The 24,921-nt window shown below is 67.6% G+C and carries 22 protein-coding genes; 18 read left to right on the forward strand and 4 right to left on the reverse strand.

Features of this window, described 5'->3' with window-relative positions; all coding sequences use genetic code 11:
* Window positions 1-72 precede the first annotated feature (72 nt).
* The 7 genes from ACTIF6_RS22875 (at window position 73) to ACTIF6_RS22905 (ending at window position 6,674) form a co-directional block, all read left to right on the forward strand.
* Window positions 73-1,209, forward strand: a complete 1,137-nt coding sequence (locus tag ACTIF6_RS22875) for an acyl-CoA dehydrogenase family protein (RefSeq protein WP_439590048.1) — start codon at window positions 73-75, stop codon at window positions 1,207-1,209.
* 1 nt (window position 1,210) lies between these two features.
* Window positions 1,211-1,999 (forward strand): enoyl-CoA hydratase/isomerase family protein, encoded by a 789-nt coding sequence (locus ACTIF6_RS22880; protein WP_439590049.1) that lies wholly within the window; start codon window positions 1,211-1,213, stop codon window positions 1,997-1,999.
* Window positions 1,996-2,616, forward strand: coding sequence for a DUF4126 domain-containing protein (locus ACTIF6_RS22885; protein WP_439590050.1), 621 nt, complete (start codon window positions 1,996-1,998; stop codon window positions 2,614-2,616). The genes ACTIF6_RS22880 and ACTIF6_RS22885 overlap by 4 nt, the downstream gene beginning before the upstream one ends.
* A 1-nt stretch (window position 2,617) precedes the next feature.
* The gene (locus tag ACTIF6_RS22890; RefSeq protein WP_439590051.1) at window positions 2,618-4,636 is read left to right on the forward strand and encodes an acetyl/propionyl/methylcrotonyl-CoA carboxylase subunit alpha; all 2,019 of its coding nucleotides are present in this window, start codon (window positions 2,618-2,620) and stop codon (window positions 4,634-4,636) included.
* A gap of 26 nt (window positions 4,637-4,662) precedes the next feature.
* Entirely contained in the window at window positions 4,663-5,583 is a 921-nt protein-coding gene (locus ACTIF6_RS22895; protein WP_439590052.1) for a 2-hydroxyacid dehydrogenase, read from the forward strand.
* Window positions 5,584-5,659: 76 nt separating this feature from the next.
* Entirely contained in the window at window positions 5,660-6,262 is a 603-nt protein-coding gene (locus tag ACTIF6_RS22900; RefSeq protein WP_439590053.1) for a nucleotidyltransferase domain-containing protein, read from the forward strand.
* Window positions 6,249-6,674, forward strand: coding sequence for a DNA-binding protein (locus ACTIF6_RS22905; protein ID WP_439590054.1), 426 nt, complete (start codon window positions 6,249-6,251; stop codon window positions 6,672-6,674). Before ACTIF6_RS22900 ends, ACTIF6_RS22905 begins: the two co-directional genes overlap by 14 nt.
* 1 nt (window position 6,675) lies before the next feature.
* Here the strand turns inward: ACTIF6_RS22905 and ACTIF6_RS22910 are convergent, their stop codons facing one another.
* Window positions 6,676-7,167: a cupin domain-containing protein gene (locus tag ACTIF6_RS22910; RefSeq protein WP_439590055.1), complete on the reverse strand. Its 492-nt coding sequence runs from the start codon at window positions 7,165-7,167 to the stop codon at window positions 6,676-6,678.
* A 64-nt stretch (window positions 7,168-7,231) separates the two neighbouring features.
* On the opposite strand from ACTIF6_RS22910, the gene ACTIF6_RS22915 reads away from it, so the two are divergent.
* From ACTIF6_RS22915 to ACTIF6_RS22935, 5 genes are read left to right on the forward strand one after another with little or no spacing between them, the layout of a single operon-like run.
* Complete coding sequence (locus tag ACTIF6_RS22915; RefSeq protein WP_439590056.1) at window positions 7,232-8,140, forward strand: hydroxymethylglutaryl-CoA lyase; 909 nt, start codon at window positions 7,232-7,234, stop codon at window positions 8,138-8,140.
* Window position 8,141: 1 nt separating this feature from the next.
* Window positions 8,142-8,783: a LysE family transporter gene (locus ACTIF6_RS22920; RefSeq protein ID WP_439590057.1), complete on the forward strand. Its 642-nt coding sequence runs from the start codon at window positions 8,142-8,144 to the stop codon at window positions 8,781-8,783.
* Between the two features lie 2 nt (window positions 8,784-8,785).
* Window positions 8,786-9,298 carry a YbaK/EbsC family protein gene (locus tag ACTIF6_RS22925; protein ID WP_439590058.1) on the forward strand — a complete coding sequence of 171 codons (513 nt, stop codon included), beginning with the start codon at window positions 8,786-8,788 and terminating at the stop codon, window positions 9,296-9,298.
* Entirely contained in the window at window positions 9,295-9,522 is a 228-nt protein-coding gene (locus ACTIF6_RS22930; protein ID WP_439590059.1) for a DUF1289 domain-containing protein, read from the forward strand. The genes ACTIF6_RS22925 and ACTIF6_RS22930 overlap by 4 nt, the downstream gene beginning before the upstream one ends.
* A gap of 23 nt (window positions 9,523-9,545) precedes the next feature.
* Window positions 9,546-10,217, forward strand: a complete 672-nt coding sequence (locus ACTIF6_RS22935; RefSeq protein WP_439590071.1) for a 2-hydroxychromene-2-carboxylate isomerase — start codon at window positions 9,546-9,548, stop codon at window positions 10,215-10,217.
* Here ACTIF6_RS22935 and ACTIF6_RS22940 read toward each other — a convergent pair.
* The gene (locus tag ACTIF6_RS22940; RefSeq protein WP_439590060.1) at window positions 10,214-11,281 is read right to left on the reverse strand and encodes a substrate-binding domain-containing protein; all 1,068 of its coding nucleotides are present in this window, start codon (window positions 11,279-11,281) and stop codon (window positions 10,214-10,216) included. The genes ACTIF6_RS22935 and ACTIF6_RS22940 overlap by 4 nt on opposite strands.
* Before the next feature lie 68 nt (window positions 11,282-11,349).
* On the opposite strand from ACTIF6_RS22940, the gene ACTIF6_RS22945 reads away from it, so the two are divergent.
* From ACTIF6_RS22945 to ACTIF6_RS22955, 3 genes are all read left to right on the forward strand, one after another.
* Window positions 11,350-13,080, forward strand: a complete 1,731-nt coding sequence (locus ACTIF6_RS22945; RefSeq protein ID WP_439590061.1) for an NAD(P)H-dependent oxidoreductase subunit E — start codon at window positions 11,350-11,352, stop codon at window positions 13,078-13,080.
* Window positions 13,077-15,893: a molybdopterin-dependent oxidoreductase gene (locus tag ACTIF6_RS22950; protein WP_439590062.1), complete on the forward strand. Its 2,817-nt coding sequence runs from the start codon at window positions 13,077-13,079 to the stop codon at window positions 15,891-15,893. Before ACTIF6_RS22945 ends, ACTIF6_RS22950 begins: the two co-directional genes overlap by 4 nt.
* A 97-nt stretch (window positions 15,894-15,990) precedes the next feature.
* A complete protein-coding gene (locus tag ACTIF6_RS22955; protein WP_439590063.1) occupies window positions 15,991-16,428 on the forward strand; it encodes a universal stress protein in 438 nt (145 codons plus the stop codon).
* Window positions 16,429-16,431: 3 nt separating this feature from the next.
* Here the strand turns inward: ACTIF6_RS22955 and ACTIF6_RS22960 are convergent, their stop codons facing one another.
* On the reverse strand, window positions 16,432-17,565 hold the full coding sequence (locus ACTIF6_RS22960) for an ABC transporter substrate-binding protein (RefSeq protein WP_439590064.1): 1,134 nt from the start codon (window positions 17,563-17,565) through the stop codon (window positions 16,432-16,434).
* A gap of 133 nt (window positions 17,566-17,698) precedes the next feature.
* Here ACTIF6_RS22960 and uvrA point away from each other — a divergent pair, with 133 nt between their 5' ends.
* Complete coding sequence (gene uvrA / locus ACTIF6_RS22965; protein WP_439590065.1) at window positions 17,699-23,560, forward strand: excinuclease ABC subunit UvrA; 5,862 nt, start codon at window positions 17,699-17,701, stop codon at window positions 23,558-23,560.
* A gap of 4 nt (window positions 23,561-23,564) precedes the next feature.
* Window positions 23,565-23,891: a hypothetical protein gene (locus ACTIF6_RS22970; RefSeq protein ID WP_439590066.1), complete on the forward strand. Its 327-nt coding sequence runs from the start codon at window positions 23,565-23,567 to the stop codon at window positions 23,889-23,891.
* 4 nt (window positions 23,892-23,895) lie between these two features.
* Here ACTIF6_RS22970 and ACTIF6_RS22975 read toward each other — a convergent pair whose 3' ends face one another.
* Complete coding sequence (locus tag ACTIF6_RS22975) at window positions 23,896-24,369, reverse strand: NYN domain-containing protein (RefSeq protein ID WP_439590067.1); 474 nt, start codon at window positions 24,367-24,369, stop codon at window positions 23,896-23,898.
* Window positions 24,370-24,526: 157 nt separating this feature from the next.
* Here ACTIF6_RS22975 and ACTIF6_RS22980 point away from each other — a divergent pair.
* Window positions 24,527-24,921: IS110 family transposase (locus ACTIF6_RS22980; protein ID WP_439590068.1), on the forward strand; the 395-nt coding region annotated here is incomplete at its 3' end.

A 24,921-nucleotide genomic window follows, 5' to 3' on the forward strand; every position in this document is an offset into this window, starting at 1 on the left:
GGCGAAGCCGGTTCCGCGGTGTTTCTGGATGAGGCATGGCGCGCCGACCACACAACCACTGGAAACATGGGCATGACAAGAACGATCTACGACAACCCCGACCACGAACTCCTGCGCGACCAGGTCGCACGCTTTCTGGCGCGCGAAGTGGAGCCTCACGCGGCCGCCTGGGAGGAAACCGGCATGGTGCCGCGCGACGTGTTGCGTCGCATGGGGCAAGCCGGGCTGCTGGGAATTGCGTTCGAGGGTGAATACGGCGGCGCCGACGCCGACGCCATGACCAATCTGGTGTTTGCCGAGGCGCTCTCGCAATCCACCTTTGCCGGTTTCATCATCACCGTGCTCGTGCACACCGACATGGCCGGCCCGCATCTGCACCATGCGGGCAATGCGGCGCAGAAGGCGAAATACCTGAAGAAGGTGACGGCCGGCGAGATGATCACGGCGGTGGGCATCACCGAGCCCGGCGCAGGTTCCGACGTGGCGGGCATCCGCACCTCGGCGCGACAGGACGGGGATCACTGGGTGCTCAACGGCACCAAGATGTTCATCACCAACGGTGTGCACGCCGACCTGTATTTCATCGCCGCAAAAACCGGCAGCGCGCGCCACGACATGACGATGTTCATCGTCGAGAAGGGCACGCCGGGCTTCTCGGTCGGGCGTGCGCTCAAGAAGACGGGCTGGCTCTCCAGCGACACGGCCGAGCTCATCCTGGACAACGTGCGCATCCCGCAGGAGAATGTGCTGGGTGAGGTGGGCAAAGGCTTCTATTCGGTGATGAAGAATTTCCAGACCGAGCGCATCGCGCTGGGCGCCATGGCCATCGGCCACTGCACGCAGGCGCTGCAGATCACACTGGACTACGTGCGGCAGCGCCAGGCTTTTGGCGCCACGCTGTGGGACAAGCAGACCATCCGCCAGCGCATTTCCATGCTTGACGCCAAGGTGCGCGCGGCGCGCCAGTTCATGTACCACTGCGCCTGGAGCGTGACGCAGGGCAAGGACATCGTGCAGGAAGTCTCCATGCTCAAGGCGCTCACGGGTGAACTGGTCAACGAGGTGGTGCAGACCTGCCAGCAGTTCCACGGTGGTATGGGCTTCATCCGCGAGACCGCCATCGAACGCCTGTGGCGCGATGCGCGCGTGCTCGCCATTGGCGGTGGCGCCACCGAGGTGATGCTGGAAGAAGTGGCCAAGAGGTATTGACATGAGTGAAGTACTTGACGTGACCCGCCCCACGCCGCACGTGGCGCGCGTGTGGCTGAACCGCCCGGACGTGCGCAACGCCTTCAACGACGACGTGATCGCCGCGCTCACCGCCACCTTCACCGACCTCTCGAAGGATGACGACCTGCGCGTGGTCGTGCTCGGCGCCCACGGCAAGGCCTTCTGCGCGGGGGCCGACCTGAACTGGATGAAGACCATGGCCGGCTACGACTGGGACCAGAACCGCGCCGACGCACAGAAGCTCGCCGACATGCTCTGGACGCTGGACCAGTGCCCGGTGCCGGTGGTTGGCCGCATCCAGGGCGACTGCTACGCCGGTGGCATGGGGCTGGCGGCCATCTGCGACGTGCTGGTGGCGGTGGAGGGCGCGACCTTCTGCCTGTCCGAAGCGCGCCTGGGCCTGCTGCCCGCCACCATCAGCCCTTATGTGGCGCGCGCCATGGGCGTGCAGGCCTCGCGCCGCTACATGGTGACGGCTGAGCGCTTCAGCGCCGTGCACGCGCACGCGCTCGGCATGGTTCACGAACTCGCCACGCCCGAGACGCTGGACGCCAGGGTGGACGAACTGGTCGCCACGCTGGTGGCCAACGGACCCAAGGCCGTGCGCGAATGCAAACGACTGGTGCGCGACGTGAGCGGCGCACCGATCAACGAGGCGCTTCGTGCGGAGACCGCACGCCGCATCGCCGACATCCGCGCCAGCGACGAAGGCCGCGAAGGCCTGGCCTCGTTCCTCCACAAGTGCGCGCCGAACTGGCTGCCCCAATGAACCAGGCGCTGCAATCCGTTGGTACCCCCGAGCTGCTGGCCCTGGCCGCCGCGCTCGGCTGGTCCAGCGGGTTGCGCCTGTACCTCGCGGTGTTCATCACCGGCCTCATCGGCTGGATGGGCTGGTTCGAACTGCCGCCCGGCCTGCAGGTGCTGCAGCATCCCGCCCTGCTCGGTGTCAGCGGCTTCATGCTGTTCGTCGAGTTCTTCGCCGACAAGATTCCCTACGTCGATTCGCTCTGGGATCTGGTCAACAGCGCGGTCCGCGTGCCCGCCGGCGCGGCGCTGGCGGCCGGTGCGCTGGGAGCCGACAGCGCCACCATGGCCCTGGCCGCGGCGCTCATGGGCGGCACGCTGGCGGCCACCAGCCAGGCCGCCAAGACCAGCACGCGCGCGGCGGTCAACGCCTCGCCAGAGCCTTTCAGCAACCTGGGCGTGAGCCTGCTTGAAGACGGCCTGGTGGTGGCGGCGCTCTGGCTGGCCACGCAGCACCCGCTGGTGTTCGCGGTGCTGCTGGTCATCGTGGTGATCGGCATGTGGCTGCTCACCTGGATGCTCTTCAAGTTTCTGCGCGCGGCCTGGCGCCGCGTGTTCGCCTTTGCCTCGAAGGAAATCTGACATGTTCACCAAGATCCTGATCGCCAACCGGGGCGAGATTGCCTGCCGAGTTGCTGCCACCGCGCGCCGCCTGGGCGTGAAGACCGTTGCCGTCTACTCCGATGCCGACGCGAGCGCCAAGCACGTGGCCGCCTGCGACGAATCGGTGCACATCGGCGGCTCGGCGCCCAAGGAGAGCTACCTGCAATGGGAGCGCATCATCGCTGCCGCGCAGGCCACGGGTGCCCAGGCCATCCACCCCGGCTACGGGTTCCTGAGCGAGAACGAAGCCTTTGCCAACGCCTGCGTGAAGGCCGGCCTGGTCTTCATCGGCCCGCCGTCGTCGGCCATCGAAGCCATGGGCCTCAAGGCCGAATCCAAACGCCTGATGGAAAAGGCCGGCGTGCCGCTGGTGCCGGGCTACCACGGTGCCGACCAGGACCCCGCCCTGCTGCAACGCGAGGCCGACCGCATCGGCTACCCCGCGCTCATCAAGGCCAGCGCGGGCGGCGGCGGCAAGGGCATGCGCGTGGTCGAGAAGAGCGAGGACTTCGCCGCCGCGCTGGCCAGTTGCCAGCGCGAGGCGCGCAACAGCTTCGGCAGCGACGCGGTGCTCATCGAGAAGTACGTGCAGCGCCCGCGCCACATCGAGATTCAGGTGTTCGGTGACACGCAAGGCAACTGCGTGTACCTGTTCGAGCGCGACTGCTCGGTGCAGCGGCGTCATCAGAAGGTACTGGAAGAAGCGCCCGCGCCGGGCATGACGCCCGAGTTGCGTGCGCGCATGGGGGCGGCTGCCGTGGCCGCCGCCAAGGCGGTGAACTACGTCGGCGCCGGCACGGTGGAATTCATCGTCGAGCAGCCCGAGGGTTACGCCCATCCTGAAGCCATGCGCTTCTACTTCATGGAGATGAACACCCGCCTGCAGGTGGAGCACCCCGTGACCGAAGCCATCACCGGTCTGGATCTGGTGGAGTGGCAGCTGCGCGTGGCCGGCGGTGAGCCGCTGCCGCTGAAGCAGGACGAACTGCGCATCCACGGCCATGCCATCGAGGCGCGCATCTGCGCCGAAACGCCGGACAACAACTTCCTGCCCGCCACCGGCACGCTCACGGTCTACGGCAAGCCCGCCTGCACCGCCTTCGAACGCGGCGTGGTGCGGGTGGACGACGGCGTGCGCGAGGGCGACACCATCAGCCCGTTCTACGACTCCATGGTCGCCAAGCTGATCGTGCACGGCGCGACGCGCGAAGAAGCCCTGGCCCGCATGGACGCGGCGCTGGCCGAGACCCGCATCGTCGGCCTCTCCACCAACGTGCAGTTCCTGCGTCACGTGGTGACCAGCCGCGCGTTCGCGCAGGCCGAGCTCGACACGGCGCTGATCCCGCGCGAGGCGGCCGCGCTGTTCCATCAGGACAAGGTGGGCCGGCCGCTGGCCGTGGCCGCCGCCGTGGCGCAGACGCTGCTGGCCGAACGCGCCAACGAAACGGCCGATCCGTTCTCGCGCCGCGACGGCTGGCGGCCCCACGGCATCACCGTGCGCCGCTTCGATTTCGAGTACCAGGGCGAATCCCTGCTGGCGCACCTGAGCTACCTGCACGATGGCGCGCTGCAACTGGCGGTGGGTGAGGTGAGTGGCGTGCTGGCTTTCGACGCGCTGCCCACCGACACCGGCACGCGCATGGACCTGCGTTTCAACGGCCAGCGCCAGACCGTGCAGACCTGGCAGGTGGACGAGAACGTGCACGTGTTCTGTGCCCTGGGCGCCACGCAGATCGTGGAGATCGACGCGCTGGCCCACGCCGGCGAGGCCGCGGCCGAAGGCGGACGTCTCACCGCGCCGATGCCGGGCAAGGTGGTGTCGTTCTCGGTCAAGGCCGGCGACGTGGTGAAAAAAGGCCAGGCCCTGGCGGTGATGGAGGCCATGAAGATGGAGCACACCATCGCGGCGCCGGTCGATGGCACCGTGGCCGAACTGCTTTACGGGCCTGGCGATCAGGTGAACGAGGGCGCAGAACTGCTCAAGCTGGCTACTGCATGACCGCATTGCTTCGGTAAGCTCGCGGCATGAACATCACTTTCTGCTGCGCCGACACCCGACCCGAGCCTTGGCTGGAGGGCCTGCGCGCGGCGCTGCCGGGTGCCACGGTGAGCGAGTGGCAGGTTGGTGCCCCGCAGGCCGACCACGCCGTGGTGTGGTCCCCGCCCCAGCAGTTTCTCGATGAACAGCCTGGCCTCAAAGGGCTGTTCAACATCGGTGCGGGCGTGGACGCTCTGCTCAGGCTCAGGCTGCCGCCCGGGGTGGAGGTCGTTCGGCTGGACGACGCCGGTATGTCGGTGCAGATGGCCGAGTACGTGTGCCATGCGGTGATCCGGCATTTCCGCGAGTTCGATGGCTATGAGGCCGACATGGCCCGGGGCCGCTGGTCGTTTCGCAAACCCCGCATGCGGGCCGAATTCCCCGTCGGCGTGATGGGCCTGGGTGTGCTGGGCCAGCGCGTGGCACGGGCGTTGCGGCATTTCGAATTCCCGGTGCACGGCTGGAGCCGCACGCCCAAGGCCGTGGCCGACGTGGTGTGCCACGCCGGTGCCCAGGGATTGGATGAGTTCCTCGCGTCATGCCGCGTGCTGGTGAACCTGCTGCCGCTCACGCCCGACACGCGCGACATCCTCAACCGCCGCACCCTTTCGCGCCTCCAGCCCGGCGGCTACGTCATCAACGTGGCGCGCGGTGCCCATCTGGTCGACGACGACCTGCTCGCGCTGCTGGACAGCGGCCACCTGGCCGGCGCCACGCTCGACGTGTTCCGCACGGAACCGCTGCCCAAGGAGCATGTCTTCTGGCAACACCCGAAGATCACGCTCACGCCTCACACCTCGGCGCGCACGCTGCGCGAGGAAAGCATCGCCCAGATTGCGGGAAAGATCCGCGCGCTGGAACGCGGCGAGCCCATCGCGGGCGTGGTGGACCGGGTGCGTGGGTATTGACGAAGAATGTTTTTTATATTGCTTCGATCGAAGCTAAGTTAGCTACAATCGAAGCATTTTTAGCTCTATTTCGCACATGCTCACCGACGTCCTGTTTGGCAATTACCGGAAAAAGGTGCTGAGCCAACTGCTGCTCAACCCCGAGACGGACTACCACGTGCGTGAGTTGGCGCGACTGACCGGCACCTCCCCTGGCACGCTTCACAAGGAGCTGGCCCGTCTGGCTGAGGTGGGGCTTCTTCTTCGCCGCGAGCAAGGCAACCAGGTTCGCTACCAGGCGAACCGTCAGTGCCCCATCTTTCCTGAACTAGCCGGTCTCCTGCGCAAGACCACCGGTGCCGCAGCCCTGCTCGCCGAAGCCCTGGCTCCTTTGCAACCTGAATTCGCCCTCATCTTTGGCTCCGTGGCACGGGGAACGGAAAACGCGGCCAGTGATGTCGATGTACTGGTCGTCACCGAGCGCACTTTTGGGGAAGTGGTGGGTGCTTTGCACCCAGCACAGGCGCAACTGGGGCGCGAGATCAACCCCGTTGTTTACAGCGCCATCGACTTGCGAAAGCTGGCCGCAGCGCACGATTCCTTCGTCATGAGTCTGCTTGAGGGGCCTCACCTGTATCTCATAGGAACCGAACTTGACCTTAGCAAACTTGTTATCGATTCAGCGCTTGCAAGTCTTTGAGGTCACGCCCCAAGGCGCACAGCGACTGCTAGCGGCTGCGACACGGAATTTGACAGACGCGCAGCTTGAGGCGCTGAGTGCCGAGAATCGTTTCGATGCCGCGTACAAATGCATCTTGCAGTGCGCAATGCTCGGTCTCTGGGCGCAGGGATACCGCACACCGACCAGCCAGCCGGGCCATCACCAGACCACGTTGCAGTGCCTGCCGCTCACGATGGGTCTGTCAAACGACGTTGTCATCGTGCTCGATGCCTTGCGCAAGCAGCGCAACCAGAACGATTACGAAGGCGACGGTGTCAGCCCGGCCGTCGTCACGGAATGCATCATCCAGGCGCAAAGCTTGCTGAGACATACGCGGCAGTTTCTGCAGAACCAGTTTCCCGCCTTGTTGGAGCCAGGTGCTCGTGCATGACCTACAGCAAACGCCCCAGCCCGTCCGCATGCTGCCGCAGCGCCTCGCACAGCGCGGCATCGTCGCGGCCGAAGCTGAAATCGGCGAACTCGAAGCCCGGCCCCACCGTCGCGCCCACATAGGCCAGCGCGCCCAGCGGCTCGGCCGCCTGCCACCAGTTCGCGGGCACCACGTGGCGCGGCGCATGGCCGGCGGTGTCCACGGGCGCGAGGTCGACCTGGTCGATGCGCGACAGGTCGGGCGGCAGCAGCCACAGTCGAAGCGGCCCACCTTCGAGCAGATGCCAGACTTCGTCCGAAGCCACACGGTGCCAGGCGGAGAACTGGCCGGCTTCCAGCAGGAAGTCGATGCTGGTCAGCGCACTGCGGGAAGGGCGGCCATCCTGCGGCTGCACGGCATGGCCCGAGCGGAACAGCTCGCGGAAGTGGCCGCCCTCGGGGTGGGGTTGCAGCAGCAGGGCTTTTCTCAGGACGTTGGCACGTTCATCGGTCATGCGCTGCATGATAGAGACCGCCGATGCGTTACGCTGTTCGGCTCCGGAATGTAGAGACATCACCATGAAGCTCCCCTCTCGCGTCAAACTCGTTGAAGTCGGCCCGCGCGACGGCCTGCAGAACGAAAAGCAGCCGGTGCCTGCCGCCATCAAGATCGAGCTCGTCCATCGCCTGCAGGCCGCCGGGTTGAAGGAAATCGAGGTCACCAGCTACGTGAGCCCCAAATGGGTGCCGCAGATGGCCGACAACCACGAAGTCATGAGCGGCATCCGCCGGCAGGACGGGATCCGCTACTCGGTGCTCACGCCCAACCTCAAGGGCTTCGAGGCGGCCGTGCTCGACCAGCCCGATGAGATCGTGGTGTTTGGTGCGGCCAGCGAGGCCTTCAGCCAGAAGAACATCAACTGCTCCATCGCCGAGAGCATCGAGCGTTTTGCGCCGGTGGTGCAGGCCGCGCTCGCGGCGGGCATTGCGGTGCGTGGTGCCATGAGCTGCACGGTGGGCTGTCCGTATGAAGGCGAGATCGCTCCCGAGCGCGTGGGCTACCTGGCCGGCCTCATGAAAGGCATCGGCGTGCAGCGCGTGGATGTTGCCGACACCATCGGCGTGGGCACGCCGCGCAAGGTGCAGGCCGCACTGGAGGTCACGCTCCAGCACTTCGGCATCGACGAGGTCTCGGGCCACTTCCACGACACCTATGGCCAGGCGCTGTCCAACACGCTGGCCGCGCTCGAGATGGGCGTGTGGAATTTCCAGTCTTCCGTGGCCGGCCTGGGGGGCTGCCCGTACGCCAAGGGCGCCACCGGCAACGTGGTCACCGAAGACGTGGTCTACCTGCTGCACGGCATGGACATCGAGACCGGCATCGACCTGGATGCGCTGGTGGATGCCGGTGCGTACATCAGCGAGCAACTGGGCCGACCGAGCGGCTCGCGCGTGGCGCGCGCCTTGCTGGTCAAGAGGAAAGGCTGATATGTCCCTGCAAGTCTGGATGGCGTATTTCGTGGCCTCGTGGGCCATCGCGCTCTCGCCCGGTTCGGGCGCGGTGCTGTCGATGACGCACGGTCTGGCTTATGGCGTGAGGAAGACCGGCGCCACCATCGCCGGGCTGCAACTCGGTCTGTCGGTGATCCTGCTGGTGGCCGGCGTCGGGGTGGGCGCGCTGCTGCTGGCCTCGGCCACGGCGTTCACGGTGGTCAAGTTCGCTGGAGCCGGCTACCTGATCTGGCTGGGCTTGAAACAATGGCGCTCGCGGGTGCCCGACGCTGTGGCCCTTGGCCCCGAACAGGCAGCGGATACCGGCGTGCCTTCGGCGCGCGAGCGTTTCGTCACCGGCTTCTTCACCAACGTCACCAACCCCAAGGGCATCGTCTTCATGGTGGCCGTGCTGCCGCAGTTCCTCGACCCGGCGCGCGTGCTCTGGCTGCAGTTGCTGATCCTGCTCATCACCACCATCCTGGTGGATCTGGTCGTGATGCACGGCTACGCCTTCCTGGCCTCGCGCATGCAACGCTGGCTGGCCACCGCGCGTGCGCGGCGGGCGCAGAACCGCGTGTTCGGCGGTGTGCTCATGGCCATGGGTGCGAGCCTGCTTCTCGTCAAGCGGACGGCCTGACCATGTGCGGCGCCGAACTCCATGCCCTGCCCGAAACCGTGCAACGCGTGGCCCGCGCGCTGCAGGATGCCAGCCATCCCCATGCGCCTGTGATGCTCGACGACGCCGCGCGCACCGCGCAGCAGGCCGCCGACGCCCTGGGTGTGGCGCTGGGCCAGATTGCGAAGAGCATCGTGTTCCGTCGCAAGGAGGACGATGCGGCCGTGCTGGTCGTCACCTCCGGCGACCTGCGCGTGGACGAGAAGAAGGTGCAGGCCTTTGTCTGCACCGATGGCAGCAAGCTCGGTCGCGCCGATGCCGAATTCGTCAAGGGCCGCACCGGCTTTTCCATTGGAGGCGTTTCGCCCCTGGCCCACCTCACGCCGCCAGTGACCTTGATCGACGAACAGCTTTTTCGCTTCACCGAGATCTGGGCCGCTGCGGGCCACCCGCACGCGGTGTTCCGCCTGACGCCGCAAGCCCTGCAGTTGCTCACCGCCGCACCGGTGTGCGATGTCACCGTGCCCGCCGCATGATCCCCACCCCCGTCGTCACCCTCAAGGCCGCGCGCCGCCGAACCGGCCTGGCGCCCGGCGTGCCCTCGCCCTGCATCTCGATCTGCAAGATGGACGCCGACACCGGCTGGTGCCAGGGCTGCTTTCGCACGCTGGAGGAAATCGCCCAGTGGAGCCGCGCCGCCGACGCCGACAAGCTGCTGGTGTGGCAGCGCATCGAGGCCCGCCAAGGCTTCACCTCCTGAGCCCTGGAGAGCACACCATGGCCTTGCGCGACATCACCTTCTTCTACGACCCCATTTCGCCCTACGCACACCTGGCTTTCGAGCGCCTGCCCGAGACGCTGATGGGCCACAGCGTGCTGGTGCGTTACAAGCCGGTGCTGTTCGCCGCATTGCTCAAGGCCCACGGCCAGCTCGGTCCCGCTGAAATCCCCACCAAGCGCGACTGGACCTACCGCCAGGTGAGCTGGCTCGGCCACCACCACGGCGTGCGTCTGGAGCTGCCGGTGGCCCATCCGTTCAACCCGCTGCCCCTGCTGCGCCTGGGCCTGGCTTGCGCAAGCGTTGAGGCGCCGGGTGAAACCAGCCGCTTCGTGGCCGAACAACTGTTCCACCACGTCTGGCATGGCGGCCTGGACGCCTCGGACCCGCAACGCCTGGCCGCGCTGCAGGCCTTGCTGCAGGAGCACGCGAGCCGGCGTGAAAAGCCGTGGCACGCACCCGACAGCGACGTGGTCAAGCAGCGCCTGCGCGCCAACGCCGACGAAGCGCTCGCCCTCGGCCTCTTCGGCGTGCCGGCCATGGTGGTGGACGGCCGCGTGTTCTGGGGCCAGGACGCGCTGCCCATGCTGCGCGCCCATCTCGACGGTGACCCCTGGTTCGAGGGCGGATGGGAGGCTGCCGCGCAGCGGCCTGTGGGCGTGCGCAGACCAACCTAGCCCAAGGCTTCGGCCACGGTCATCACTTTGCCGGTGTCCGCTGCTTCGTAGCCTTTGAGTGCCGCCACGCGCGCGCGAAACGCCGGCGAGCGCAGCACCGTGAGCACCGGTCGCAGTTCCTCGCGCTCCAGCGCGTCGGCCGGCAGCGCGAAGAAATAGCGTTCCTTCAGCAACGGGATGAAGTGCAGGCCGAAGCGGTGCGCTGCCGTCTGCACACCAATGCCCACGTCGGCCATGTCACTGGCCACGTAGGCCGCCACGGCGGCATGCGTCAGCTCGGTGTTGTCGTAGCCAGCCACCGAGCGCGGCGCGATGCCTTCGCGCTGGAGCAGCAGTTCGGTCAGCACGCGCGTGCCCGAGCCTTCGGGGCGGTTCACGAAGCGCAGGCCTTTGCGTCGCAGGTCCACCAGCCCGTGCACGCCGAGCGGGTTGTCTGGTGCGACGAACAGGCCCTGCGTGCGCACCGCCAGCTGCACCAGCAGGTGCTGGTCGCGTTTGAGCCAGGCGAGGTAGCGCGCCGCCGCCGCCGTTTCGAACTCGCCCAGCGGCACGTGAAAACCCGCCAGCTCGCAATCGCCTTGTGCCAGCGCCGCCACCGCTTCCAGGCTGTTGCGGTAGCGCAGTTCCACGTTCACCTGGCGCGTGGCCAGTTGTTCGCGCAACGCGGCCACCGCAAACCCATGGCTGGCGTGCAGGCGTGGCACGGCGCGCCGGCGCCGCTGCACGCGACCCAGTTCGCCTTCCAGTTCCGAGGCCAGCGACTCCAGCAGCGGCTGCAGGCGCGCACCAATGCGCGCGTCCGCCCAGATGAGTTTCTGGCCCAGCTCGGTGAGTGCCGAGCCGCGCCCGCGCCCGCGCACCAGCAGCGGCTGGCCGAACACCTGCTCGGCCTGTTGCAGCAGGCCCCAGGCGTGCCGGTACGACAGCCCCAGCTCACGGCCCGCCTCGGCGATGCTGCCGGCGCTTTCCACCGTGGCCAGCAGGTCAAGCAGGGTGTTGGCGGACAGCGCCGGCCGGTCGTCCAGGCCGATGTGCCACTGAGGTTCCAGGGTGATGCGCAACATGGTGGAAAGCCCGAGTTCATGCAATTTCGAACATATTAACGACCCCCATACGGTGCTACGCTGAATCCATGAACACCGTCATCCCCATTCGCCCGCTCGACGCCCGCCAGGGCCGGGGTCGCCCCCGCCACACGCCCAAGGGCCGGCAGGTGCAGCCCGAAGCGCGGGCGCGGGTCGATGCGCTGTGCGAGGGCCTGGCACCGCGTGCCGATCTGCTCATCGAGCACCTGCACCGCCTGCAGGATGGGGAGGGCGCCTTGCGCCATGGCCACCTGGCCGCGCTGGCCGAGCGGCTGCGCCTGAGCCAGGTGGAGGTGTTCGAGGTGGCGAGCTTCTACCACCACTTCGAGATCGTGGGCGATGAAGCACCCGTGGCAGCCACGGTGGTGCGTGTCTGCACCAGCCTTTCGTGTGCCATGGCAGGCGGTGAATCGCTGCTGGCCGATCTGCAAGGCGCGCTGGCCGGCGACGCTCGCGTGCGCGCGCAGGAAGCGCCCTGCATCGGCCAGTGCCATGTGGCGCCTGCGGCGTGCGTGGGCCAGCGGCAGTTGCCCAACGCCAGCGTGGCAAAGGTCCAGGATCTGCTCGCGCGTGGCGAGACCTCACCGCGGGCCCTGCCCGCACCAGAGCCCTCGGCCTTCCCGCAACTGCGGCGCCTGCTGGCAGGCGAGATCGATGGTGATCAGGTGCTCGCGGAGCTCAAGGCATCGAACCTGCGCGGCCTGGGTGGTGCGGGTTTTCCGGCCTGGCGCAAGTGGGAGACGGTGCGTGCGCAACCCGGCCCGCGACACATGGTGGTGAACATCGATGAAGGCGAGGTGGGGACATTCAAGGACTGGCAGGTGCTGAGCAGCGCGCAGGCCGGTGCACCGCAGATGCTTGAAGGCCTGCTCATTGCTGCGCAGGCGGTGGCTGTGGACCGCGTGTGGATCTACCTGCGCGACGAGTACCACGACGTGCGCGAACTGCTCGCGCGCGAACTCCAGCGGCTCGACGCCACCCTGTCCGTGCTGGCGGCCCAGTACCCGGGCTACACGCCGCCCGTCATCGAACTGCGGCGTGGTGCCGGCGCCTACATCTGCGGCGAGGAGTCGGCGCTGATCGAATCCGTGGAGGGCAAACGCGGCCTGCCGCGACTCAAGCCGCCCATCGTGGCCATGCACGGTGTGTTCGGCCGGCCCACGCTGGCGCACAACCCCGAGACGCTGTGGTGGATTCCGACCATCGTGGAGAAGGGCGGCGCCTGGCTCGCGGGGCACGGGCGGCGTGAGCGCAATGGCCTGCGGCGGTTCTCCGTCTCGGGCCGCGTGAAGAAGCCCGGCGTGCATCTGGCGCCCGCCGGCATCACCCTGCGTGAGCTGGTAGACGAATTCGCGGGTGGCATGGCCGAAGGCCATGAGCTGTACGCGTACCTGCCCGGCGGTGCCTCGGGCGGCATCCTGCCCGCATCGCTGGCCGATGTGCCACTGGATTTCGACACCCTGTTCGAGCACGGCAGCTTCATCGGCTCCATGGCGGTGGTGGTGATGGGCCAGCACGACACCGCGCGCGGGGCGGCACTCAACCTCATGCGGTTCTTCGAACACGAATCCTGCGGCCAGTGCACACCATGCCGCTCGGGCACCACCAAGGCGGTGCAGCTCATGCAGGCCCCGGTGTGGGATGTGCCTTTGTTCGGCGAACTCTCGCAGGTGATGCGCGACGCCAGCATCTGCGGCCTGGGCCAGGCCGCGCCCAACCCGGTGGACAGCGTGCTGCGTTTCTTTGCGCACGAGGTGAATGGAAAGGGTGCGGCATGAAAACCGACGATCTACCCAAAGACGCCACGCCCATCGCTTTCACGCTCGATGGGCGCGCGGCGGAAGCCGCGCCGGGCGAAAGCATCCTCAAGGCTGCGCAGCGCATGGGCGTGGCGATTCCGCACCTGTGCCACATGGACGGCCTGCGCAGTCCCGGCAACTGCCGCGCCTGCGTGGTCGAGATCGAAGGCGAGCGTGTGCTCGCGCCTTCGTGCTGCCGCGCGCCCGCGCCGGGCATGGTGGTGCAGGTGGAGAGCACGCGCGCGACCACGGCGCGCAAAACGGTGCTTGAATTGTTGCTGGCCGATGCGCCGGACACCACCGCGCTCAGGCACGACAGCGAGCTCGCGCACTGGGCGCAGCAAGCGGGTGCGGAATCGGGGCGCTTCCCAGCCCGGGCCGCTGCAGCGCACGACGCGAGCCACCCCGCCATGACCGTGAACCTCGACGCCTGCATCCAGTGCACGCGCTGCATCCGCGCCTGCCGTGAGACCCAGGGCAACGACGTGCTGGGTCTCGCATTCCGGGGTGGCCATGCGCAGATCGTGTTCGACCAGAACGACCCCATGGGCGCAAGCACCTGCGTGGCCTGCGGGGAATGCGTGCAGGCCTGCCCCACGGGCGCCATCGCACCGGCCAACGGTGCGTACCAGAAAGCGGCGCAGCAGCAGGTGGACTCGGTCTGTCCCTATTGCGGGGTGGGCTGCCAGCTCACCTACCACGTGAGCGATGGAAAGATCGAGCACGTTGAAGGCATCGCCGGGCCGGCCAACGAAGGGCGCCTGTGCGTGAAAGGCCGCTTCGGCTTCGACTACGCACACAGCCCCGAGCGGCTCACGCGCCCGCTGATACGGCGTGCCGATGCGCCCAAGGACCCCCTCTCGATCGAGCGCCGCAACTGGCGCGAGCTGTTCCGCGAAGCGAGCTGGGACGAAGCGCTGGACGCCGCCGCAGCCGGCTTCCAGCGCGCCATGACCAGCACGACCGCGCGCGGTCGCCAGGGCCCGGTGGCGGGCTTCGGATCGGCCAAGGGCACGAACGAAGAGGCCTACCTGTTCCAGAAGCTGATCCGCACCGCATTCGCCACGCACAACGTGGACCATTGCACGCGCCTGTGCCACGCATCCAGTGTGGCCGCGCTCATGGAGGGCCTGGGTTCGGCGGTGGTCACCAACCCGCTGCGCGACGTGCAGCACGCCGACTTCGTGTTGCTGATCGGCGCCAACCCGGCGCAGAACCACCCGGTGGGCGCGAGCTGGATCAAGAACGCCACGCGGCGCGGCATGAAGCTGGTGCTGGCCGATCCGCGCCGCACCGAGCTGGCGCGCCACGCGTGGAAACACCTGGGCTTTTCGCCGGGCAGCGACGTGGCCCTGCTCAACGCGCTCTTGCACACCATCGTGTTCGAAGGCCTTACCGACCCGGCCTACATCGAGGCGCACACGCTGGACTTCGCGCAACTCAAGGCCCACCTGGCCGACTTCTCCCCAGAAGCGATGGCGCCGGTCTGCGGCATCGACGCGGCCACGCTGCGCGAGGTGGCCCGCGCCTATGCCACGGCGAAGAACAGCATGATCCTCTGGGGCATGGGCATCAGCCAGCACACGCACGGCACCGACAACGCGCGTTGCCTGATCGCGCTCTCGCTCATCACCGGCCAGATCGGACGCCCCGGCACCGGCCTGCATCCGCTGCGCGGGCAGAACAACGTGCAGGGCGCGAGCGACGCCGGCCTGATCCCCATGGTGCTGCCGGACTACCAGAAGGTCGGCGACCCGCTGGCGCGTGAGAAGGCCGAGCGCTTGTGGAACCTCGCTCCCGGCACGCTGACGGGTGAAGCCGGCCTCACGGTGGTGGAAATCATCGACGCGGCGCACCGGCGCGAGATCCGTGCCATGCTGATCCAGGGCGAGAACCCGGCCATGAGCGACCCCGATGCGGCGCACGCCCGCGAAGCGCTGGCGGGGCTGGACCACCTGGTGGTGCAGGACATCTTCCTCACCGAGACCGCCAGCCTGGCCGACGTGGTGCTGCCCGCCACCGCCTGGCCCGAGAAGACCGGCAGCGTCACCAACACCGACCGCTGTGTGCAGCTCGGCCGCAAGGCCGTTCCCGCGCCGGGCGAGGCGCGCGCTGACGCGTGGATCACCGAGCAGCTCGCGCGCCGCCTTGGGCTCCACTGGGCGTACGACGTGGCGGCAGACGGCACCGCCACCGACGACGCCCGCACCGGCATCGGCGCCGTGTTCGAAGAGATGCGCGCGCTCATGCCCAGCATCGCAGGCCTCTCATGGACCCGGCTGCGGCGTGAAGGCGCGGTGACCTACCCCGTGGCCAGCGAGGACGACCCCGGCCAGCCGGTGGTGTTCACCGAGGACTTCCCCACCGACAGTGGCCGAGCGCGCCTGGTGGGCGCGGGCGTCACGCCGCCCGCCGAAGTGCCCGATGCCGAATTCCCCATGGTGCTCATCACCGGTCGACAGCTCGAGCACTGGCACACCGGCAGCATGACGCGCCGCAGCGAGGTGCTGGATGCGCTGGAACCCGGCCCGGTGGTGAGCCTGAACCCGGCCACGGCGCGGCGACTGGGCCTGAATGCCGGGGCGCTCGCGCGGGTGCGTTCGCGAAGGGGGCAGGTGGCTCTGGCGGTGCGGGTCGACGACGCGATGCCGCTCAACGCCGCGTTCATTCCCTTTGCCTACGCCGAAGCGGCCGCCAACCTGCTCACCAATCCCGCGCTGGACCCGGTGGGCAAGATCGCTGAACTCAAGTACTGCGCGGTGGACGTGAGCGCCGATCTGACGCCCGCTTGAGGTGGCGCAAATTCGCCTGAACTTCGGCCGTTAAGATGGACTCGCACCTTACCGGGTGCGAAATTCCTGAAGACAACCCGATTCAAGGAGATACGCCATGTTCAAGAAAATCCTGCTTCCCACCGACGGCTCTGGCCTGGCGGCGCTGGCCACGCGCACCGCGGTGCAACTGGCCAAAAGCCAGAACGCACAGATCGTGGGCGTGTACGTGATCGATCCGTTTCCCTACATCGGCATTGGTGACGCCTCTGCCGTGGGCCTGCAGGCCTACCTGACCGAAGCCAAGAGCGCCGCCACGCAGGCGCTGGATGCCGTCAAGCTGGCCTGCGCCGCCGACGGTGTGCCTTTTGCTGGCGACACCATCGAGCGCAATGTGGTCTACGAGGGCATCATCGAGACCGCCGAAGCCGAAGGCTGCGATCTCATCGTCATGGGCTCACACGGCCGCCAGGGCGTGAAAGCGCTCATTCTGGGCAGCGTGGCGCAGAAGGTGCTGACCCACGCCAAGGTGCCCGTGCTGATCGTCAAGTCGTAGCACTCAACGCCTGAACTTGCCGGTGGCGTCGATGATCGACAAATCGGCGAAATCCAGGCCGGTGTGGTTGTTCGGACCGTAGTTCACGGTCAGGCCACCCAGGTCGTAGTTGCGCAGGCCTTCCAGCGCGTCGCGCAGGCTGGCCGGCGTGGCGCTCGGTCCGGCGCGCCGCAGGCCCTCGGTCAGCACCTTGGCGGCGGCGTAGCCTTCCATCATCGCGGGCGACACGCCCGGCAGCCCCTTGGCCTTCGCGAATTCCTGGGCTTCCTTGATCAGCGGATACGCCACCGAGCGCTCGTTGGGAAACACCTGCGTCACGATCACGCCGCGCGCATGCTCGCCGAGCAGCTTGATGAAACCCTCGGACGCATTGTTCGACAACGTGACCACCTGCGCACGCGATCCCGCCGTGCGGATCGCCTTCACCGCGTTGGCGGTGTTGCCGGCCGAGGCGATCACCAGCACCGCCTGCGCATTGCTCGCGGCCACGCGCTTGGCGAGCTCGGTGAAGTCGGGTTTGTCGCGCGGCGATTTTTCATGCAGCACCGGCTTCTGGTTGGCCTTGGCGAAGCCCTTCAGGGCGCCAGCGGCCGAGTCGGCGCCGAAGGAATCGTCGGTCTCGATCACGGCGATGCGGGTGATGCCGATGCTCGCCAGATGCTCCACCGCTTTGGCCGCTTCGCGCTGGTAGGTGGCGCGCACGTTGAACACCCAGGGATGCACCGGCTCGTGCAGCACCATGGCACCCGTGCTCGGGCCCACCAGCGGCACCTTGAGTTCGGTGAGCAGCGGCAGCAGCGCCTGGGAATGCGGCGTGCCCCGGTTCAGGAACAGCGCCAGCACGCGTTGCTGGGTCACCAGCTCGCGCGCCACCTCCACCGTCACTTTCGGGTCGAACTTGTCGTCCACGGTGATGAGCTCGATCTTCTGGCCGTTCACACCACCGCGCGTGTTGATGGTGTCGAAATACAGCTTGGCGCCCTCGTGGTTTTCCTTCACGCCGGCCGCCACCGAACCGGTGAAACCCGAAGGCATGCCGATGCGCAGTTGCGCCCAGGCGGGGGCGGTGAATCCGATCAGGGCAGACAAGCCCAGGGCGGACAGGGTGTTCTTGAGGAGCGTGTGGCTTTTTTTCATAGGGGGAGGTCTCCGGAGGTGGCCTGAGTCTAGGCAGCGCCCCGAGGTAAGAAATTGTGGATATGACGTACCGTGACGCGGCTTTGTCACACCCCTCCGTAGAATGTTCGGCTCCCCATCTGGAGCCTCCTGCATGTCCGACGCCTTCCTGCCCGCTGAGCTGTCTGCGGCCGCGATTTCAACCGTTTCTCCCGCCGACGGCGTCGAGCAATCGACGGAAGGCGGTTCTGGCCTGATCCGCATCCGGGGTGCGCGCCAGCACAACCTGAAAAACCTCGATCTGGACTTGCGCACGGGCGAACTCACCGTGGTGACGGGGCCCAGCGGCTCCGGCAAGTCCAGCCTGGTGTTCGACACCCTGTTCGCCGAAGGCCAGCGGCGCTACGTGGAGACCTTCAGCGCCTACGCGCGCCAGTTCCTGGACCGCATGGACAAGCCGGCGGTGGACCGGGTGGAGGGCGTGCCCCCGGCGATTGCGATCGACCAGACCAACCCGGTGCGCAGCTCGAGGTCCACGGTGGGCACCATGACCGAGCTCAACGACCACCTGAAGTTGCTGTTTGCACGTGGTGCCGAACTGTTCGACCGCGAGACCGCATCGCTGGTGCGGCACGATTCGCCCGAGTCGATCTTTGTGGAATTGCAGGCCCGCGCGGCGGCGTCCGGCGATCCTCGGCTGGTGGTCACCTTCCCGGTCGAGCTCCCCGCCAGCACCACGCCGGAAGAAGTCGAACAGTGGCTCTCGGCCAGCGGCTACACCCGCGTGCAGGCCGAGCGCACCGTGCAGCGCGAAGCGTCAGTGGACACCGAGGCCAAGGGCAAGAAGAAGGCCAGGCCGGCCATCGAAGCCGTGAAGTTGCTTGATGTGGTGGCCGACCGCTTCCGCATGAGCAACACGGAACCGGCGCGCGTGATGGAAGCGATCGAGGTCGGCCTGAAGCGGGGTGCGGGCAAGCTGATGGTATACGCCATCCAGGGCGATGAAGAACCCGAGATCTGGCGGTTTTCCACCGGCCTGCATTGCCCGGAGAGCGACATCCGCTACAGCGAGCCCACGCCGTCGATGTTCTCGTTCAACTCGGCCGTGGGCGCCTGCGAGGCCTGCCGTGGCTTCGGGCGGGTGATCGGGGTGGACTACGGTCTGGTCATTCCCAACGACAAGCTCACGCTGCGTGCGGGCGCCATCAAGGTGTTCCAGACGCCGGCCTGGAAGGAGTGCCAGGACGACATGATGCGGCACGCCGAGGCCGCCGGCATTCCGCGCGACACGCCCTGGGCCAAGCTCACGCCCGAGCAGCAGCATTGGGTGAAGGCCGGCTCGCCGCAGTGGAACGGCAAGTGGAACCAGCAGTGGTATGGCGTGGCGCGTTTCTTCGAGTACCTGGAGAGCAAGGCCTACAAGATGCACATCCGGGTGCTGCTCTCCAAATACCGCAGCTACACCGAATGCCCGAGCTGCCGAGGCGCACGCCTCAAGAACGACAGCCTGCTCTGGCGCATCGGCACCCAGGCGCAGGCCGACGCGGTGCTGCCGGCGGAAAACCGCTACATGCCGCAGGGCGTGAGGTGGAGCCGCGCACAGCTCGAGGCGCTGCCGGGCCTGTGCCTGCACGACCTGATGCTGATGCCGCTGGATCGCCTGCGCGCCTTCTTCAGCACGCTGGACGAGGCACTGCCTCCGGCGGGCTCGGACGCATCCGGCCAGGCCCAGGCGCTGCGCCTGCTGCTTGACGAAATCAACACCCGCGTGCGCTACCTCTGCGAGGTCGGCATCGGCTACCTCACGCTCGACCGCCAGAGCCGAACCCTCAGCGGTGGCGAGGTGCAGCGCATCAACCTCACCACCGCGCTCGGCACCTCGCTGGTGAACACGCTGTTCGTGCTGGACGAGCCCAGCATCGGCCTGCACCCGCGCGACATGGCGCGCATCGTCGACGCCATGCTGCGCCTGCGCGATGCCGGCAACACGCTGGTGGTGGTGGAACACGACCCGGCGGTCATGCTGGCGGCCGACCGCCTGATCGACATGGGCCCCGGCCCCGGCGAGCGGGGCGGCGAGATCGTGTTCGACGGCACGCCCGAGGCGATCCGCTCGGCCGACACGCTCACCGGTGCCTACCTCGGCGCTCGCAAGACCGTGGGCATGGGCTTCAAGCGCATGGTGACCGACAACACGCCGCGCCTCATCCTCGAAGGCGCGCGCGAACACAACCTGAAGGACGTGTCGGTCGAATTCCCGCTGCAGCGCCTGGTGGTGGTCACTGGCGTGTCAGGCTCGGGCAAGTCCAGCCTGATCCAGGATGTGCTCGCGCCTGCGCTGCTGCGTCACTTCGGCAAATCCACCGACAGCCCGGGCGCGCACGACCGCCTGCTGGGTGCCGATCATCTGAGCGAAGTGGTGTTCGTCGACCAGTCGCCGATCGGCAAGACCGCGCGCTCCAATCCGGTGAGCTACGTGGGCGCGTGGGACGCGATTCGCAGCCTGTTCGCCGAGGCCCCGCTGGCGCGCCAGCGCAGCTACACGCCGTCCAAGTTCAGCTTCAACAGTGGCGATGGGCGCTGCCCCACCTGTGGCGGTTCGGGTTTCGAGCATGTGGAAATGCAGTTCCTGAGCGACGTGTACCTGCGCTGCCCGGACTGCGACGGCAAGCGCTACCGACCCGAAATCCTGGAAGTGAAGATCGAGCGCGGGGGCCGCCACTTCAACGTGGCCGACGTGCTGGACCTCACCGTGAGCGAGGCCGCCGGTCTTTTCTCAGGTGACCGAGAGGTCATCCGTGCGCTGCAGCCCATCGTGGACGTCGGTCTGGAGTACGTGAAGCTGGGCCAGCCTGTGCCCACGCTCTCGGGTGGCGAGGCGCAGCGCCTGAAGCTCGCTGGGTTTCTCGCCGAGGCGGCCAAGTCGGCCAGCGCCAGCCGCCAGCCGGTGGCGCGCAAGGGCACGCTGTTCCTGTTCGACGAGCCCACCACCGGCCTGCACTTCGACGACATCGCCAAGCTCATGCGATCGCTGCGCAAGCTGCTCGACGCCGGCCATTCGCTGGTGGTGATCGAGCACAACCTCGACGTGATCCGCGCCGCCGACTGGCTGATCGACCTCGGCCCCGAAGGCGGCGACGCCGGCGGGCTGGTGGTGGCCGAAGGGCCGCCTGAAACGGTGCGCGAGCACGCCACCAGTCACACCGCGAAAGCGCTGCGCGACTACGCGCTCTCCATGGGCGAGGTGCACGAGGTGAGCGAAACCGGCGCCGCGCAGCGGTACCGCGCGGCTGCCCGCCCGCATCGCAAGGCCCGCCATTCGAACGCGATTCAGATCGTCAACGCCAAGGAGCACAACCTCAAGAACCTGAGCGTGGACATTCCGCGCGGCCGTTTCAATGTGATCTCCGGCGTCTCAGGTTCCGGCAAGAGCACGCTGGCGTTCGACATCCTGTTCAACGAAGGCCAGCGGCGCTACCTGGAAAGCCTGAACGCGTATGCGCGCAGCATCGTGCAGCCGGCCGGCCGGCCCGAGGTGGACGCGGTCTACGGCATTCCGCCCACGGTGGCGATCGAGCAGCGGCTCTCGCGCGGCGGGCGCAAGAGCACGGTGGGCACCACCACCGAGGTCTGGCACTTCCTGCGGCTGCTTTACGTGAAGCTGGGCACGCAGCACTGCGTGCACGACGGCGCGGCCGTGATGCCGCAAAGCGCCGACAGCATCGCAGCCGCCATCCTCTCGCGCTACAAGGGCCAGCACATCGGCCTGCTGGCGCCGCTGGTGGTCAACCGCAAGGGCGTCTACACCGAGCTGGCCGACTGGGCGCGACCACGTGGGTACAGCCACCTGCGTGTGGACGGCGAGTTCCTGCCCACCACGGGTTTTCCGCGCATCGACCGCTTCAAGGAGCACACCATCGAGCTGCCGGTGGCGGACTTCGTGGTCAGTGCCGACCACGAAGCGGCGCTGCGCCAGCAGCTCAACAAGGCCCTGGAGATCGGCAAGGGCGTGGTGCACGTGCTCACGCCGCTCGATGGCCTGGCCCAGGCACTGGCCGAGGGCGTGTCCACAAGACAGCTCGGCACACTGGAGGTGTTCTCCACCACGCGCGCCTGCCCGGTCTGCGCCACCAGCTACCCCGAGCTTGACCCGCGGCTGTTCTCCTACAACAGCAAGCACGGCTGGTGTCCCGACTGCGTGGGCACCGGCGTGAAGCTCTCGCGCGACCAGCGCAAGGTGCTCGACGATTCGGTGCGCGACGACCAGGAACGCGGCCGCGAACAGAGCTTTGCCGAGCCCGAGGTGGAAGACATCGCGGATGAGGTCTGCCCCACCTGCGAGGGCACGCGCCTGAACGCACAAGCGCGGGCCGTGAGGTTTGCAGGCGTGGGCATCACCGATGTGGCGCGGCTGTCGGTGCGCGAGGTGAGAGCCTGGGTGCACGGCTTGATGAAGGACCTCGCGCTGACCGCACGAGAGGCCGACATTGCCCGCGACCTTCTGCCCGAGATCGAAAGCCGCCTGGCTTTCCTCGAAGAAGTGGGCCTGAACTACCTCACGCTGGACCGTGGTGCACCCACGCTCAGCGGTGGCGAGGCGCAGCGCATCCGCCTGGCGGCGCAACTCGGCAGCAACCTGCAGGGTGTGTGCTACGTGCTGGACGAACCCACCATCGGCCTGCACGCGCGCGACAACGCGATCCTGCTCAACGCGCTGCACAAGCTCGGCGAGCAGGGCAACACGCTGGTGGTGGTGGAGCACGACGAGGACACCATCCGCCGCGCCGATCACATCATCGACATCGGCCCCAGCGCCGGCAAGCGCGGCGGGCGCGTGGTGGCGCAGGGTTCGGTGGCCGACCTGTCGGCGAACGCGGAATCGGTGACCGGCCGCTACCTGCTGCACGCCATGAAGCACCCGTTGCAGGCGCGGCGCGCGGTGGTGGCCACGGAAGACGCGCTGGAGCTGCGTGGCGCGGCCCTGCACAACCTGCAGCGGCTCGACGTGACCGTGCCGCTCAAGCGGCTGGTGGTGATCACCGGCGTGAGCGGTTCGGGCAAGAGCACGCTTGCGCGCGATGTGCTGCTCACCAACGTGGCCGCTGCGGTGCAGATGCGCAGCACCGCCGCCGGCAAGAAGGGCTGGGACAAGGGTGATCGGCCTGCGTGGAGCGGCTGCGACAAGTTGCTCGGCAGCGAAACCGTGGACCGCGTGCTCGAAGTCGACCAGACCCCCATCGGCAAGACGCCGCGCAGTTGCCCGGCCACCTACATCGGCTTCTGGGACACGGTGCGCAAGCTGTTCGCCGACACGCTGGAAGCCAAGGCGCGTGGCTATGCCCCGGGCCGCTTCAGTTTCAACACCGGGGAAGGCCGCTGCCCCGGTTGCGAAGGGCAGGGCATGCGCACCATCGAGATGAGCTTCCTGCCCGACGTGAAGGTGCCCTGCGAGGTCTGTCACGGCGCACGCTTCAACCCCGAAACGCTGGCGGTGACCTGGAAGGGCAAGAGCATCGGCGACGTGCTGCGCATGGAAGTGGACGAGGCGGTGGACTTCTTCGCTTCCATGCCCAACATCGCCCACCCGCTGCAACTGCTCAAGGACGTGGGCCTGGGCTACCTCACGCTCGGCCAACCCAGCCCTACGCTCAGCGGCGGCGAGGCACAGCGCATCAAGCTCGTGACCGAACTCAGCAAGGTGCGCGACGACGTGACGCGGCGTGGGCAGAAGGCCCCGCACACGCTCTACGTGCTCGACGAGCCCACGGTGGGGCTGCACATGGCCGACGTGGAGAAACTCATCCGCGTGCTGCACCGTCTGGTGGACGGCGGCCACAGCGTGGTGGTGATCGAGCACGACCTCGACGTGATGGCCGAGGCCGACTGGATCATCGACCTGGGGCCGGAAGGCGGTGCGGGTGGCGGCCGCATCGTGGCCGCCGCGCCGCCCGATGAGGTGGTGCGGCTGGACACGCACACGGGGCGCGTGCTGGGGCCGGTGCTGGCGCGGGCGTGAATCGGTGGGCCAGCAGCAGGTCATCCACATCCACGCCGAAGCGCCCGCCAAGCCCGCGCTGGGCGCGCCGTGCAACGGCTGCGGTGTGTGCTGCCTGGCCGAGCCCTGTCCGCTGGGTCGCTTGATCTCGCGCAAGCGCGTGGGCGCCTGCGACGCGTTGCGCTGGGACGGTGCGCGCACGATCTACCGCTGCGGCGCCCTGACCGACACCGAAGCCGTGCTGGGTCCGCGCTGGCGCTGGGCGGCGCCGGTGTTGCGGCGGTTGGCCCACCGCTGGATCGCGGCGGGTGTGGGTTGTGACGCGATACTGGAAACTGAGCGGCGTCCGTGAGCGCTCAGGCCGGGGCGCTCGCGTCCGAGGGCGCGTCCAGGCACACGAAGTCATCGCAGGCGGCCATGAACGCCGGGGACGATTCGCGCAGCCCGAAGCCGTACACGGGCAGTCCCTTCTGCTGGATGCGGCCGACGAGCCCGGTGTAGTCGCTGTCGGACGAGGCGAGGCAGAAGCCGTCGACCGCGCGCGTGAGCAGCAGTTCCATCGCGTCCATGATCAGCGTGGCATCGCTGGCGTTCTTGCCACTGGCGTAGGAGAACTGCTGGCAGGGCTCGATGGCCAGGGTGTGCAGCACCTTCTTCCACGGGGCGAGCTGCGGGGTGGTCCAGTCGCCGAAGGCGCGGCGCACGGTGGGTTTGCCGCGTTCGGCGACCAGCGCCATGAGCTGGCCGGCGCGGCGTGCGCTCACGTTCTCGGCGTCGATCAGCAAGGCCAGTCGGGGCCGGGCGATGGGGTGTTGTGTTGGTTGATGCATGTGCCTCCCTGTTGCTTGGGACACCACCGCCACTCGAAGAAGAGTGGCGGTGGCCCGAACAGGATGCGAAGGGACTTCCCACTTTCAGGTAGCGGCATCGGAGTGCCAAGATTGATTTTGCGAAGCTCAATCTGCAACCTATTGAAAGGGGAAGCCCATGCAAGAGATTACTCGTGTTGGTGTTGATCTGGCCAAGAACGTGATCCAGATTCACGCTGTGGACGCGCAAGGCAAGACCGTCATCAATCGTCAACTACCCCGTGGCAAGTTCAAGGAATGGTGCGTGCAGCTGCCAGCGGGCTGCCAGGTGGCCATGGAGGCATGCGGGGGTGCTCACTATTGGGCAAGAGCACTGCGCAGCCACGGCATCGCAGTGCGCCTCGTTGCCCCTCATCTGGTGACGGCCTATCGGCTTCAGGGCAAGAGTGGGAAGAACGACGCCAATGACGCTGCGGCCGTGTGCGAGGCGGCCTCTCGCCCGCAGATGCACTTCGTGCCGGTCAAGACGGTGGAGCAGCAAAGCGTGCTGGGTGTTCACCGGCTGCGCGAAAG

It is taken from the genome of Hydrogenophaga sp. (assembly GCF_051860785.1).
GTDB lineage: Bacteria > Pseudomonadota > Gammaproteobacteria > Burkholderiales > Burkholderiaceae_C > Hydrogenophaga.

Excerpts from the sequence above, each read along its gene's own strand:
- ACTIF6_RS22950 (WP_439590062.1), top strand. The coding sequence starts at position 13,077 with ATGAAAACCGACGATCTACCCAAAGACGCCACGCCCATCGCTTTCACG.
- ACTIF6_RS22885 (WP_439590050.1), top strand. The coding sequence starts at position 1,996 with ATGAACCAGGCGCTGCAATCCGTTGGTACCCCCGAGCTGCTGGCCCTG.
- ACTIF6_RS22960 (WP_439590064.1), bottom strand. The coding sequence starts at position 17,565 with ATGAAAAAAAGCCACACGCTCCTCAAGAACACCCTGTCCGCCCTGGGC.
- ACTIF6_RS22940 (WP_439590060.1), bottom strand. The coding sequence starts at position 11,281 with ATGTTGCGCATCACCCTGGAACCTCAGTGGCACATCGGCCTGGACGAC.
- ACTIF6_RS22975 (WP_439590067.1), bottom strand. The coding sequence starts at position 24,369 with ATGCATCAACCAACACAACACCCCATCGCCCGGCCCCGACTGGCCTTG.
- ACTIF6_RS22880 (WP_439590049.1), top strand. The coding sequence starts at position 1,211 with ATGAGTGAAGTACTTGACGTGACCCGCCCCACGCCGCACGTGGCGCGC.
- ACTIF6_RS22955 (WP_439590063.1), top strand. The coding sequence starts at position 15,991 with ATGTTCAAGAAAATCCTGCTTCCCACCGACGGCTCTGGCCTGGCGGCG.
- uvrA (WP_439590065.1), top strand. The coding sequence starts at position 17,699 with ATGTCCGACGCCTTCCTGCCCGCTGAGCTGTCTGCGGCCGCGATTTCA.
- ACTIF6_RS22930 (WP_439590059.1), top strand. The coding sequence starts at position 9,295 with ATGATCCCCACCCCCGTCGTCACCCTCAAGGCCGCGCGCCGCCGAACC.
- ACTIF6_RS22875 (WP_439590048.1), top strand. The coding sequence starts at position 73 with ATGACAAGAACGATCTACGACAACCCCGACCACGAACTCCTGCGCGAC.
- ACTIF6_RS22945 (WP_439590061.1), top strand. The coding sequence starts at position 11,350 with ATGAACACCGTCATCCCCATTCGCCCGCTCGACGCCCGCCAGGGCCGG.
- ACTIF6_RS22910 (WP_439590055.1), bottom strand. The coding sequence starts at position 7,167 with ATGACCGATGAACGTGCCAACGTCCTGAGAAAAGCCCTGCTGCTGCAA.
- ACTIF6_RS22900 (WP_439590053.1), top strand. The coding sequence starts at position 5,660 with ATGCTCACCGACGTCCTGTTTGGCAATTACCGGAAAAAGGTGCTGAGC.
- ACTIF6_RS22920 (WP_439590057.1), top strand. The coding sequence starts at position 8,142 with ATGTCCCTGCAAGTCTGGATGGCGTATTTCGTGGCCTCGTGGGCCATC.
- ACTIF6_RS22890 (WP_439590051.1), top strand. The coding sequence starts at position 2,618 with ATGTTCACCAAGATCCTGATCGCCAACCGGGGCGAGATTGCCTGCCGA.
- ACTIF6_RS22925 (WP_439590058.1), top strand. The coding sequence starts at position 8,786 with ATGTGCGGCGCCGAACTCCATGCCCTGCCCGAAACCGTGCAACGCGTG.
- ACTIF6_RS22915 (WP_439590056.1), top strand. The coding sequence starts at position 7,232 with ATGAAGCTCCCCTCTCGCGTCAAACTCGTTGAAGTCGGCCCGCGCGAC.
- ACTIF6_RS22895 (WP_439590052.1), top strand. The coding sequence starts at position 4,663 with ATGAACATCACTTTCTGCTGCGCCGACACCCGACCCGAGCCTTGGCTG.